The 14601-nt window shown below is 40.8% G+C and carries 8 protein-coding genes; 3 read left to right on the top strand and 5 right to left on the bottom strand.

Features of this window, described 5'->3' with window-relative positions:
- Positions 1–311: 311 nt before the first annotated feature.
- A complete protein-coding gene (locus tag HPC67_RS13695; RefSeq protein WP_217588832.1) occupies positions 312–518 on the bottom strand; it encodes a hypothetical protein in 207 nt (68 codons plus the stop codon).
- 209 nt (positions 519–727) lie between these two features.
- On the opposite strand from HPC67_RS13695, the gene pdaB reads away from it, so the two are divergent.
- Positions 728–1489 carry a polysaccharide deacetylase family sporulation protein PdaB gene (gene pdaB / locus HPC67_RS13700; RefSeq protein ID WP_217588840.1) on the top strand — a complete coding sequence of 254 codons (762 nt, stop codon included), beginning with the start codon at positions 728–730 and terminating at the stop codon, positions 1487–1489.
- Between the two features lie 126 nt (positions 1490–1615).
- On the opposite strand, the gene HPC67_RS13705 is transcribed toward pdaB, so the two are convergent.
- On the bottom strand, positions 1616–2242 hold the full coding sequence (locus HPC67_RS13705) for a KinB-signaling pathway activation protein (protein ID WP_217588843.1): 627 nt from the start codon (positions 2240–2242) through the stop codon (positions 1616–1618).
- A 215-nt stretch (positions 2243–2457) separates the two neighbouring features.
- On the opposite strand from HPC67_RS13705, the gene gerD reads away from it, so the two are divergent.
- The gene (gene gerD / locus HPC67_RS13710; protein WP_217588845.1) at positions 2458–3081 is read left to right on the top strand and encodes a spore germination lipoprotein GerD; all 624 of its coding nucleotides are present in this window, start codon (positions 2458–2460) and stop codon (positions 3079–3081) included.
- Positions 3082–3156: 75 nt separating this feature from the next.
- On the opposite strand, the gene HPC67_RS13715 is transcribed toward gerD, so the two are convergent.
- Positions 3157–4218 carry an Mrp/NBP35 family ATP-binding protein gene (locus HPC67_RS13715; protein ID WP_217588846.1) on the bottom strand — a complete coding sequence of 354 codons (1062 nt, stop codon included), beginning with the start codon at positions 4216–4218 and terminating at the stop codon, positions 3157–3159.
- Positions 4219–4461: 243 nt separating this feature from the next.
- Between HPC67_RS13715 and HPC67_RS13720 the strand changes: the two genes are divergently transcribed.
- On the top strand, positions 4462–7533 hold the full coding sequence (locus HPC67_RS13720) for a hybrid sensor histidine kinase/response regulator (RefSeq protein WP_217588848.1): 3072 nt from the start codon (positions 4462–4464) through the stop codon (positions 7531–7533).
- 304 nt (positions 7534–7837) lie between these two features.
- Here the strand turns inward: HPC67_RS13720 and HPC67_RS13725 are convergent, their stop codons facing one another.
- Both HPC67_RS13725 and HPC67_RS13730 read right to left on the bottom strand, forming a co-directional pair.
- Positions 7838–9085 carry an MSCRAMM family protein gene (locus HPC67_RS13725; protein WP_217588850.1) on the bottom strand — a complete coding sequence of 416 codons (1248 nt, stop codon included), beginning with the start codon at positions 9083–9085 and terminating at the stop codon, positions 7838–7840.
- Between the two features lie 17 nt (positions 9086–9102).
- Complete coding sequence (locus HPC67_RS13730; protein ID WP_246570129.1) at positions 9103–14487, bottom strand: SpaA isopeptide-forming pilin-related protein; 5385 nt, start codon at positions 14485–14487, stop codon at positions 9103–9105.
- Positions 14488–14601 lie beyond the last annotated feature (114 nt).

Consider the following 14601-nt stretch of genomic DNA (forward strand, 5'->3'; position numbering starts at 1 on the left):
TTGTTTTGTTCAGTTTTCAAGGAACAAATTGTTTGTCGTGTTTTAACGACGAAATCTAATTTATCATGGCTGCGCTCGTTTGTCAACATCTTTTTAAAAACATTTTTTGCGTCGTTTGTAAAAAGCGTTTCTTAACTGGCAACAGAAAATATAATACCATATAAATTTCACAAGATCAATAGAAACCGCGAAAAAATTTAGCGATATATGTCGTTAATTATTATAAAATCATCCTCTGCCCTTATAAAGGCTTACTGTGCATACTCTTTACATGACACAGCGAGATCATGCTCATGATTGTAATTCCACTATTATTTAGGTATGTATTTGAGACAGTCCTGTTCATTGGCCACACGTCTAAAAAGTTGGAACAAAATACGGTACCGGTCTCTCATTGCCTGTTTTACGATTGAATCTATTCTCTGATCACCTAAGTCAAATAACAATTCATCAAGCTCACGTTGTATCACATACGTTAATTCTTTTTGTTCCATATCATTAATAAGAAGCCCGAGCATTCTTGTATCACCTCATATGTCCAATTTCCTCCTAAAGTAATATGCTTAGCGTCTCTATCTAGAGAAATTGGACTTAATAACAATCTATATTAATGTCCCACTACCTATTGTCTTCTATACGACATGTACGCATGATTTTTCCCGTATCATTCATATTGTCTCGTCTCGTTCATACACATTTAATAAGGACAAGCCAAGGAGGCAGGTGTATGGACCATTTTTATATTATTCAATTGAATAGATGGAAGCGACTCTCGGTCATAGTTGTTTTTGCATTATTTGCTGCGTTATTCTTGTGGCTGGAACGAAATGGGACACTTTCAATCATATCTAATGAAACTGCACATGTGGCTCTATCAAAGGGAAATCCTGATCAAGAAGCCATTGCCTTAACCTTCAATATAAGCTGGGGCGAGGCACGCGTTCATGACATTCTTGACCAGCTTGAAGCACATGATGTTCAAGCGACGTTCTTTGTGAGTGGCGAATGGGCTGAAAGGCATCCTGATATTGTAGAAAAAATATCAGATGGCACACATGAGTTAGGCATGCTTGGATATCGGTATAAGAGTTACTTGGATATGGAAAAAGAACAAATCCAAAAAGATTTGCGCTACGCTCGGGAAATATTTCGTAAGCTCGGTCATGAAGAGATGACGTTGCTGCGACCGCCTAACGGTGAATTTGACGAGGATATTTTAAAATTGACGAAGCAAATGAATTATGAGGTCATTCATTGGAACGTTAATCCAAATGATTGGAAGAACCCAGGTACAGATGCGATCGTTGATAAGGTGATGACTGAAACGGATAATGGAGACATTATTCTATTGCATGCATCTGATTCCGTTAAACAAACAGCAAAAGCATTGGAAACCATCTTGCCAGATCTTAAAAACAAAGGGTTTACATTTGTACCGATATCGGAAATGCTTAATCAAGCACATGCCGAATCAGAAATAGTGGAATAAAGAAGCCGCTCCATATTAACAACATCTCATAATCCAAGAGACGCGTTAATGATTTGGAGCGGCTTTTTTCGTGCTTAATCGCATTGCCGTGATCTGTTCGCCTTTTTACGACAATAACGGATGACTTCACATAGCTTGTTTTTTATTTGTAGTGGGTTGATTTTGCGTTTTCGTTAATTTATGCAGTACGAGCAATTGATAGGTGTTACATGCTAATAATGGGATGATCATTAACCAAGCATAATCAGTGCCTTCTGCTCTAAGTGCAGGCACCCATTCCACTGACGTCATAACGACCATTAAAAACAGAGCCGGTATAAACGCGCGTGCATGCGTCTGGGACGCTTTTATTTTTGCGATGATCAAACCGTAGCCAACAATTGCTGCGCTCATTAAAATGAACCAATAAAGCGCGACTTCTCCATCTGCTGCTTTATATGGGAAGTAAATAAGATCAAAGGCAACAAATGCGATGAGCAAAACCTGCACGGCTGGCCATAGCCCCTTGAAAAAACCTAAACCAAAGCGATGAATAAATAAATACGCAAAAAATCCCGTCTGACTGACAACACTAGATAAAAAACCAAAACCTGTATAAAAAATGATTAAGCCAAGCAGTTCCTTCACATTAAATGGCTCTAAATATGTGGTATAAATACCGTCCGTATTGACAAAAAAACTCGTTATGAGTCCTGTAATGCCTCCGATCAGCAACGTCCTAAAAAATAAACCTACCACCTTGCGACTATTCAATCCCTGTTCCCCCTAATGACTTATGTCTGTCAAGTTCGCACGTTTAAACATGTCCATTCTATCATGAACAGTCCGTTTTTTCCTGTGATACGTGCATAAGATTTTATTTAGATACCCATATTAAGCATTACAATGACACAACACACACGATGAAAATACTCAAGATACATTGATACAAATGAAGATCTGATCCGTTAATCAAAGGAGGTCTATCGATGTTGCGCATGCACCCTGCCATCCTACTCGTTTGCCTGTTTGTATTCCTTGCTGCCTGCTCGAATGAAGGCGCTGGAGGAAAGGATGCCGATTATGAAACAACAAAAAAAATGGTTGTTGACATATTACAAACCGAAGATGGAAAAAAAGCACTAAGCGATATATTATCTGATGAAAAAATGAAGGAACAGCTCGTTATTAATTCAGACATCGTAAAGAAATCGATTAATGAAACACTTGCCTCAGATAAAGGCACCGACATGTGGAAGAAGTTGTTCGAGGACCCTAAGTTCGTCAAAAAATTTTCTGAATCAATGTCCGAAGAACAAAAACAGCTCATGAAGGATCTTATGAAAGATGCTGAATTCCAAAAGCAAATGCTCGATATTTTAAAAGACCCGAAGATGACCGAACAATTCATCATCGTATTAAAAAGTCAGGAATTTCGCGCCCACCTTGAAGAAACCATTCAGCAAACGCTGGAGACACCAACCTTTCAAGCTAAAATTCAAGACATCTTGCTAAAGGCTGCCGAAAAACAAACGAGCGGAAAGAGTGATGGAAAAGAAAGTGGTGGCGGTTCTGGTGAAGATACCGGTGGAGGTGAAGGGGGTGGAGGCTAAACGATGCCTCTACAACTATATACCAAATGTCGATGGACATGCTAAAGGAAGGGCGCAATCTGCACCCTTCCTTAATTAATCCTCTTCTACTTTAGCAACGACCTTGGCTGCAATTTTATGATATTCTTGTCCGATTGGATGATCCTGCTGATAAACCGATGGTGCAAATTCATCTTCATCTTCATACGGCTGCATGAGTGGCAGCTGTCCAAGAACCTTTGTATCTAAAACTTCTGCCAGCTTCGGTCCGCCACCCTTACCAAAGACGTATTCCTTTTCACCCGTTTGTCTACTTTCGTAATATGCCATATTTTCCACGACACCGAGTATTTCATGTTTTGTTTTCAATGCCATTTGTCCCGCACGCGCCGCTACAAAGGCTGCTGATGGGTGTGGTGTTGTCACAATGACTTCTTTACATGAAGGTAATAAATCATGGACGTCCATTGCAATATCACCTGTTCCTGGTGGTAAATCAAGCAGCAAATAGTCTAAATTGCCCCACTCTACTTCTGAAAAGAAGCTGTTAATCATTTTACCGAGCATTGGACCACGCCATATAATCGGAGAATTGTCTTCTACAAAGAAGCCCATCGAAATCACCTTGACTCCGAAGCGTTCCACTGGAATGATCTTCTCCCCACGTAAAGCAGGACGGTGTTCAATCCCCATCATATCAGGAATGCTGAAACCATAAATATCTGCATCAATAATGCCAACCCGCTTACCAAGCCGCATCAAGGCCATTGCCAAGTTCACAGTGACGGTTGATTTCCCGACGCCACCTTTTCCACTTGCAACAGCGATGAAGTGGGGTTGAGTACTACCACCTAAAATGGTATTCGCCTGATCACCCTCTGCTGTAGGTTGGTACTTCTTAATGACCTCATCAGAAAGCTGTTCAAAACGCAGGCCAACTGTTGTCGCACCGTTCTTCTTTAAAATCTGCACGATTTCCTGCTGCATCTGCATCTGTTCACCTGTATTTAGCTTCGAGATACCAACCTTGACACTGACATGCTTCTTATCTTCCTTAACCTTGACGCTGATGACCCCATCTGTTTCTTCGAGGGTTTTATGTAAAAATGGGTCCTTGACAGGTTTAAGTAAATCTATCACGTCTTCTTTAGTTAACAATCTAGTTCACCATCCCTTTATATCATCTGTTGTAATTTATATAAACATACTTAGCTTTCTTAATGTCAGTATAACATAAACAGTGCATTTTCTAAGTGATATGAATCCTAGGACGCATCTTACCTTCAAAAAATTATTAGAGTTATATTTTACTACCATCGCGAGCTATATAACGTATAATGGTATTTGAAATAATTTACATAAATGTATTTTTTTATCAATAATGCGAAGGGTGACCGTTCCATGCCCACACAAAAAACAATGTCTAAGAAAAAAATTTGTCTTATCATAATCGGATTCTTTATGCTGCTTAGTAGTTTTCGAGTCGGGTGGATCATGTATCATAAAACACCCGACGAACCACAAGCGGTAAACGGTGTTATTGATTTAAGTGATAACGTATTAATTGACGACCAAACATATACGCTCAATGGTGAGTGGACGTTTTATCCAAACTTATTTTTGACACCTGGTACAGACAATAGCTTGTCCAAGTCATCCATTCAGGTCCCAAATAATTGGGTAGAGAATCTAGGACAACAAAACGAGCCTCCTGCATACGGGTATGGGACCTATCGCGTTCGCATTAAGTTACCTCGTAACGAAGAAGACTATTACGGTCTACAAATCATGAATGTTACGTCAAGTGCAGAGGTCTATATTAATGATAAACGGGTTGCTGGTATTAACGAGCCAACAACATCTGATACATCAAAGGCGACTAAACGGGGGCCCTTTATTGGTACATTTCACACGGATGCAGATCAAGTAGAGCTGATGATCCATGTTTCCAATTATGACATGGCGCTAACAGGCGGTATTACAGATTCTGTAATACTCGGCACAGCCACAGGGATCAAGCAGGATGTGCAAAATTCACTTACCCTTCAGTTCGTTGTGAGTGTCATTTACATATTGCACAGCTTCTATGCCTTTATGATTTATGCGCTTGGTAAAGGGCGCTTTCAGAAGCAATTATTGTTTTACGGGATTATGCTTGTAATAGCTGGATTTGCGATCTTAATTGATGATGCAATCGTTTTGCAATTACCTATAGACTATATATCCTCTCATCATTTATTGTTCTTTTTATTTAATAGCACGTTACTCAGTATGCTCTTATTCATCAAGCATTTATTTAACATTCAATCACGGTTTTATCCATATATCTATAGTGTATTAATCGTGATGACGCTCGTCCAAATAACCATTCCGTATGAACACTATAATTACTTCCTAACATTAATGGTTATTTACTATTTTTCAGCCATCCCTTTCTTATTTATTCAAACGATACGGACCATACAGAAAGGATTTCCTGGCGCAATATATGTGTTGCTTTTTATTACGAGTTATACATCTAACACGATTTGGGGTGCTACGATTAAATTCACATCGTTTAATATCCCATATTACCCATTTGACTTTATCGTGTCCGTTGCGGTTATTGCGCTGCTATTATTCAAAAATCATATCGATGTGTTGAAATTAAATCAAACCCATACAGAAAAATTGGAGGAAGCTGATCAGAAAAAGGATGAATTTCTTGCAAATACATCCCATGAATTGCGAAATCCATTGCACGGTATGCTAAATACCGCACAAACAATATTACATGATCAAGCACATACATTAACCGATGCGACAAAACAACATTTGCAGCTCATCGTGCAAATAGGAGAGCGGATGACACATACATTAAACGATTTAATTGATATGACACGTCTTAAAGATCAACAGATCAAGTTAAATATTAGGCATATGCATATCCATGCTATTTTACCCGGCGTTCTCGGAATGCTGACGGCGGTGTCACAGAAGAAAGGTGTGCACATTCACACACACATTCCTGCATCATTTCCAAAGGTTCAAGCCGACGAGCACCGTTTGATTCAAATTTTATTTAACCTGCTACACAATGCCACTAAATTCACAAATGAAGGTACCATTACAATTGAAGGCGAAGTTGATGAGGACAGCGCTCTAGCAAAGATACACGTGAAAGACACGGGAATCGGGATGCGGGATGATGTTTTAGAATCGATTTTTCAACCTTATGAGCAAGCTGACGGTGCAACAAGCTATGGTGGTATCGGACTTGGCTTAAGCATCTGTAAACAGCTCGTAGAATTACACGGTGGAACACTATCGGCAACATCCACGTACGGCAAAGGCTCGACATTTACGTTTACGCTTCCTTTGGCTGAAGGGCTTGAAGACGACAAGGTGCTAAGTGAAGTCGCTGCTGCAGTTGAAACAAACAAGGATGATAAAGCATTTGAAATTGATCCTTCCGTTCTGCCAGATCATCAGAAGGCAAAGAAAGGAACAAAAGCAAAGATACTCCTTGTTGATGATGATTCAATCAATCTCAAAATCCTTAGTCATATGCTTGAACAAGACTACGAGGTTACAGCCGTTGAAAGTGGCGATCAAGCACTCTCACTCATTCATGTTAATGATTGGGATCTCGTCATTGCAGATGTGATGATGCCTAAAATGTCTGGTTACGAGTTAACTGAGAAAATACGCGAGACGTATACGTTATCAGAGCTGCCGGTTATCCTCCTAACCGCTCGATATCAAAAGGAAGATATTTATACAGGTTTTATCGCTGGGGCAAATGATTATGTTACAAAACCAACAGATACACTGGAACTAAAAGCACGTGTTGAGGCGTTAACTGCGATGAAGCATTCAGTTAAAGAACAATTGAGAACAGAGGCAGCGTGGCTTCAGGCCCAAATACAACCTCATTTTCTCTTTAATACACTGAATACAATTGCTGCTTTAAGCGAAATCGACACGAGCAGAATGGTTAGGCTGCTCGATGAGTTTGGTAACTATTTGCGAAAAAGCTTTGCCATGTATAATACGGAGAAGCTCGTATCACTTGATACAGAAATCGAGCTCGCTCAATCTTATTTATACATTGAAAAAGAACGGTTTGGTGAGCGTTTGCAAGTGGAATGGGACGTTGACAGTCATACGAACGTCAATATACCGCCGCTTACGATACAGCCGCTCCTCGAAAATGCCGTCAGACACGGTGTCCTTAAAAGACAAAGGGGTGGTCTTATTACAATTCGTATCGTCAACCATTATGACTATTTCACTGTTGAAATTGAAGATAACGGTGTTGGTATGACGCAAAAAGTAATCAATCAAGCTTTAAATAACGATGACACTCTCAAAAGTTCGATCGGTGTTGCCAATACACACAAACGTCTAAAGCAACAATTTGGAAGAGGGCTGACAATAAAGAGCAAGCCTGGTGTTGGCACAACTGTTCAATTCGTCATTTTAAGGCAGTAGGCAGTGCATACAGACAATTTTCTTGCCTAACATACAAGACAATCTCTTGCCAATAATCATTGAAAAAAGAGGCTGGGACAAAAGAGGTTTACTCAAATGAAGAGCTGAACAACACGACCGCTCCGGAAATATACTTCGCTTTCCGCGGGCGGCTGGTTAGCCTCCTCGTGCTAACGCACTGTGAGGTCTAACCTATGCCTTCATCCCGCAGGAGTCTGCGTATATTTCCGGAGCTAATGGTAAGCATTGTTCGTCTTTTGAGTAAAACTTTAAGTTATGTCCCAACCTCTTTTTATTTGGGAGTTTATCGTACGCTTTTTTTCCTAACAAAGACATTCATGCCAATCCCACCTGCAAGTAGAACCATACCTGCCAATAAGAGGTTAAATAGGTTTGTCGCAGTACTTGGCAACGTGTTACCATCATCTTTATCCGGATCTTCTGTACCTGGTCCTTGTGGATCTTCAGGTGCCTTTTCATTCAATGCCGTCACGTTAACGCGATCGATTTGACTTTTTTCAATTGTAAACGTAATTGGTGTCTTGTTTAATTCATAACCAGTTGGTGCTTTAACTTCCACAAACTGATAATCTCCTGGCATCAAATCTTTGACGATAATTTTCCCTTCAGAATCTGTTGTTAAATCTGCTTGTAATAGGTTACCTTCACCATCTTGTAGGTCAAATACAGCACCTTCAAGTGTAAGGGTACCGTCGTCTTGATCGACTTTAAGCAGTTCTACAGATCCTGTTAGTAAAGCATTTTGTGCCTGAACAGTCATTGTAATCTCCTGCGCTTTTTCAATCGTAAACACAATCGGCGTGTCATCTAATTGGTAATGCTCAGGAGCAGTCGTCTCAACGAACTGATACGTGCCTGGCTTAAGATCTTCAACGATGAGCTTACCACTTGCATCCGTTGTTAAGCCTTCTTGAAGCATGTTGCCTTCTGAATCCTGCAGCTCGAATACAGCACCTTCTAAAGTCACCTCATGATTGTCTTGATCGACTTTAATGAGTTGTACAGACCCTGTTGTCAAACCATTATCCATCACTTTTACGACGGTTTCAAGCTGACCTTTTTCAATCGTAAATACGACTGGCGTCGGATCCAAGTCATAGCCATATGGGGCCTTCGTCTCAACGAACTGATACAGACCAGGCTTAAGATCTTCAACGACGAGCTTACCTGTTTCATCTGTTGTTAAGCCTTCTTGAAGCATGTTGCCTTCTGAATCCTGCAACTCGAATTCGGCGCCTTCAAGCTTGATTTCAGCATCATCTTCGTCTATTTTGATAAGCTCTACAGAACCTGTTGACAGTTCATTCGTTTTTGTAACTGATGCTTGTTCTACCTGACCCTTTTCAATCTCAAATACGACTGGTGTTGGGTCTAAATCATAACCAAACGGTGCTTCTGTTTCAACGAACTGGTACGTGCCTGGCTTGAGATCTTCAACGACGAGCTTGCCTAATTCATCCGTTGTCAAACCTTCTTGAAGCATATTGCCGTCGGAATCCTGTAGTTCAAAGATAGCACCTTCAAGTGTCAAGTCTGCATCATCTTCGTCTACTNGCCTAATTCATCCGTTGTCAAACCTTCTTGAAGCATATTGCCGTCGGAATCCTGTAGTTCAAAGATAGCACCTTCAAGTGTCAAGTCTGCATCATCTTCGTCTACTTTGATGAGCTCTACAGAACCTGTTGACAGTTCATTTGTTTTTGTAACTGATGCTTGTTCTACCTGACCCTTTTCAATCTCAAATAAGACTGGTGTCGGATCCAAGTCATAACCAAACGGCGCCTTTGTTTCAACAAACTGATACAGGCCAGGCTTGAGGTCCTCAACGACGAGCATGCCTGATTCGTCAGTTACTAAGCCTTCCTGCAGTACATTGCCCTCTGAATCCTGTAGCTCAAACTCTACCCCTTGGAGTGTGTTCTCCGTATTGTCCTGATCCACTTTTAGAAGTTCTACCGAGCCTGTTGACAGTTCATTCGTTTTTGACACTGTTGCTTGTTCTGTCTGACCTATTTCAATCGTAAACTCGACTGGCGTTGGATCTAAGTCATAGCCAAACGGCGCCGCTGTTTCAACAAACTGATACGTGCCTGGCTTGAGATCTTCAACGACGAGCTTACCACTTTCATCCGTTGTTAAGCCTTCTTGAAGCATATTGCCTTCTGAATCTTGTAATTCAAATACGGCACCTTCAAGCATAAGATCCCTATTATCTACATCTACTTTAGTTAGTTCTACCGAGCCTGTTGAAAGCTCGTTTGCTTTCGTCACTGTTGCCTGATGAACCTGACCTCTTTCAATCTCAAACACGACTGGTGTTGGGTCTAAGTCATAACCAAATGGTGCTTCTGTTTCAACAAACTGATACGTGCCTGGCTTAAGATCTTCAACGACGAGCTTGCCGGATTCGTCCGTTACTAAGCCTTCTCGAAGCATGTTGCCGTCTGAATCCTGTAGTTCAAATACGGCACCTGCTAGTGGCGCATCGTTATTGTCGCTATCTGTTTTTGTCAGTTCAACCGCTCCTGTAGATAACACATTCTCAGCTATTACTTGAACGGTTTGAACATCTGCCTCTGTTTTCGCTTTTTCAATCGTAAAGTCGATTGGCGTCGGGTTGAGATCATAACCGAATGGCGCCTCTGTTTCGATGAACTGATAATCACCTGGTTTTAAATCTTCAACGACGATCTTGCCATCGGCATTTGTTGTTAAATCTTCTTGAAGCACTTGACCGTCTGCATCAAGCAACTTGAATACAGCACCTGGTAACGGCGCATCATTATGATCAACATCAACCTTCGTGAGCTCGACAGGACCACGGATTAATTCGTTTTCAACTAGTACTGTCAATGTGTCTGTCTGACTCTTAACAATTTCAAACTCAATCGGCTGATCCAATAATTGATAATAGTCAGGTGCTTGCGTTTCTACGAATTGATAATGTCCAGGTCGTAAATTTCCAACGCTTATTTTACCGTCTGCACCCGTTGTTAAACCTTCTTGAAGGATATTGCCTGCTGCGTCCTGTAGCTCGAACACCGCGCCTTCAAGGACATGCTCCTGATTGTCTGCGTCAACCTTAATGAGTTCAACCGCTCCTGGTATAAGCTCATTTTCAGCTTGAACGTTAACAGTGATCACGTCAGCTTCTGTCTTACTTCTTTCGATGGTAAAATCATAGCTTTTGTTACCTAATTGATAATGTTCAGGTGCAGCTGTTTCGATGAACGTATAGTTACCAGGCTTTAATTGATCAACGAAAATTTGTCCCTGTTCATCTGTTGTTAAGCCTTCTGCAATCGTTTGTCCTTGTTCATCTACGAGTTTGAATGTTGCACCAGGTAAGACAATGCTATTGTCCTGCTGATCAACCTTCGTCAGTAAAACCTCACCTGTGATGAGTGTATTCGGTGCATCCACTTGTATCGTTGCCGTTTCACCAGCGACCACTTCAAACTCAATTGGTGTCGGATCTAATTGGAAATAATCCGGTGCTTTCGTTTCAATAAAGTGGTACGTACCTTCCTCCAAGTTATTTACAAAAATCTTCCCACCTAGATCAGTGTTTAAATTAGAGTGAATTATCGTACCATCTGCTTGTATAAGTTTAAACTCTGCTCCTTCTAATGTTTCTGTTTGATCATCCTCATTAAATTTAACCAATTCAACCGAGCCTAATTTTAAGTTCTCAGCGGTCACATATATCGGCTCAGTTTGTTTCTCTGTAATGTTAAAGGTGATCGATTCTGTTAATATTTTGTAACCATCCGGAGCGGCAACCTCAGTAAATTGATACTGTCCTGGGGCTAAATCGCCTTTATAAATTAACCCGTTTTCATCTGTCGTAAATTCACCTATTAATTGCTCGTCAAGTGTTTGAAGTTTGAACGTCGCCCCTGGTAACGTTTCGCCAGTTTCAGCATCAACCTTCGTTAACTGTACGTCTCGAATGATTTTCTTGTTCTGTATCGTCACTTTGGATACATCCGCATCAACAGTTACAGGCTTTTGACCATTAATACCGACAACGTACCCTTCTGGTGCATTCGTTTCTTTAAGAATATAGTCACCATACAAGAGCTTATTAAAGGTCACTTTTCCATCAGAACCTGTTGTCTCGCTGCGAATAAAATTGCTGTCCTTATCGTAAAGTTCAAATGTTGCACCTGAAAGTACAGTGCCATCAGCTGCATCTGTTTTGGTTACTTCTAGACTACCGACTTCTCCGTCTATTCCACCACCGATGTTAGATAGATCGATCTTTTGTGTGATCGAGTTATCTGTCGGAATCTCAGCAGTTTCATCACCTTGGAACGATACGTCGTTGCTAATATTGCCGTCCCCTTTAAACATGATTCTCGTATCATATTCAAGGACATATGCACGTTCAATCGTTTCTTTCACAAAATGGATGGTAAATGTTTCTGTGCCATCAGCGTTTTCAACGATCTCTAATGTATAGTCTGTGCCTTCTTCTAACAAACTGCCTTTTTTAATGCTGTTTGAATCTACGGTTGTATCATACAGCTTAATTGAATCTCTTAACAACAGCTGATTGGCACTTGGCGTGTCAGACAAGGATACGTTAGATACCTTTGATTGAGCATAGTTAATGTTCACGCGCCAATTAACGATCCGCGGATTATCTGCATTTTGTTCAGCTGTTTTTTTCGTATATTCTCCACCGTGTGTCGGTGATACAGCAGCATCTAGAGAAAAGTCAGCTTGATTATCACTTTTAATAGTGGCTGTATTATCATATGTCTTTTCCACGAGCTGATCATTCAAGTCTGTCTCATATTCAATCAAGTACGGAGTTGTAATATCACCGAGTAGCACTTGGAAGCCCGGTTCGCCGTTAGGACCTTCCACCGTTGCAACGGTGTAATCAGCTGCATTTACAGGCTCACCTTTTCGGTACCCATTAACGCCACCCGTTAATTCCATATGGTAGACTTTTACGGAATTGATATCAAAGTTCTGGTTGCCTAATATGAAATCCTCAACGACCGCATTGTTGAGTGTTGCTTTGTTGTAGTTGACACCAATTTCCCAGCTGATGACTTTCGTCTCTAAGTTGTATGATCCACCTTTAAACCCGTTTGCTTTCGTATGTTCGTCAGGTGTAAAGGTCGATTCATTATCTTTATTATTATGAGGGTCATTATCCTCTACCGCATCATATTTGAGTGTTACGTTATTTGTGTAGCTCTCTGCTCCTGGTTCTGTCTCATCAAAATCAATATCAGCGGTAATATAAATATATACCTTCTCATTCAACGTCGGAAATTCGAACGTTAACGTTTGTTGACCATCATAAGTGTGTGTATATTCACTTGCTGGAACGGGGTCGCCACTATTTGCATAGACAACTTCGACATTGTTTTTAGTGAACCCTTTCGGCAACGTATCCGTTACGATCACGTTCTTCATCTCATAACGGTCACCATTAACTGTTACCCGCCACTGAGTTGTTTTATTATCATAATCTGTTTCAGAGCCTGTCATAGATTTCCTGAGCAGCTGCTGTCTAACGTACCTTTCAGATTCTGCTGTATTGCCAAAGGTATCTTCTACTGTATTCTTCACTGTTATTGAATTACGGACACGCTCAGTTGGAGAGGTCGTGTACATAATCTTGTATGCATCTGATATGGCGTTATTAAACTGCAAATCAAACGAATGACCGTTTTTGGTAACGGTGTATTCTGTTGCAGACACCTCTTCCGTACCTTCTTCTTTCCCTGTATCAGGATTTATGGCTACTTTGTATACTTTAACGCTGGCTTCATCCAGTGTCCAATTCGTATTTCCCGACGTGTCGGTTAATATCGCTTGCTCTTGAGATATTGTTTTTTCGTCATAATTATATTTTACTTCCCATGACAAGGTTTGATCATATGAGCTCTTGTTCGTATTAGACTTTTCTAACGGTTGGCCACGCTTGACCGCTACAGTTGCTGCAGCTTTTAATGGGTCTATCTGATCACCATTCAATGTAGCCGTATTTTTATATGACTCTCCTTTATCATCCGTCGGAATTTCGGTGTCATAAACAACACGATAAGCAGAATCAATTGTGCCCATTTCGAGTGGGAAGGCATCACCAAATCCATGCCCCGTTAATTCTTCCGTCCTGCTTTCGTCAATGGTGCCGTCTGCATTCATATGTAGCTTGTACACCTTTAATGAACCTGCTTTAAATGCATGATTGCCTTCAGTAGTATCATCGAGTACGGCATTATCGATCGTTTCGAGTTTTTTATTAAAATCTACCGTCCATGTGATAACTTCAGTGTTATAAGCTTTATTAGGGACCCCTTTTTTGTCAATGGCGCCGCCTTTAGGGATAAACTTCACAGGAAACGTGATAGATTCACCATCCACAACCGGAAAAACAACTTCTTCCCCTTCCGCTGAGCCGGCATAATGAGCATCAAATTCCGACTCTGCTTCAATATAGCCAGATATGGCAGAGTTGTTTTCAATGTTTTCATTAAATGTGATTTCTATTTCACCGTCTTTGGTAACGATAAAATGACCGAAAACAGTACCATCTGATGTAGTAAGTTCTTTCGGCTCTGGGTTTGGTTGGATTGTAAACATGTCGGGAATTTGAATCATATATGTCGATCCAGCCCCGTAGCTGTGTCCGTCTGGTAACGCGAAATCATACCTGATCTTAACTTTAAATTCATCATACGGATCTTCCACGATAATTTCTTCTCCAGGTGGCAATTCCAATTCGGAGCCGTCAGCCAATTTATGGATTAGCTTGACGTCTGTAATAAGATTTTCGGTAATTTCTTGTGCTGTCCGTTCAATTTGAACGTCTGAATTGCGTGATGCTATGTCATCTTGCTCTTGCTGCTGTTCAAGGGATTGTTCGTGTGATTCGTTATCCGATTGGACGACATCTTTCCCGTCCATTTGTGCGAAAACGAAGCTGCTAGATAACGTTTGAAATAGTAATAGTACGATAAATAATACACTTAGCCGCTTCACTGCAAGTGCCTCCTTCTTTGTTAAGTCATCCTATATAAG

The organism is Lentibacillus saliphilus (assembly GCF_019093865.1).
Taxonomy (GTDB): domain Bacteria; phylum Bacillota; class Bacilli; order Bacillales; family Amphibacillaceae; genus Lentibacillus_B; species Lentibacillus_B saliphilus.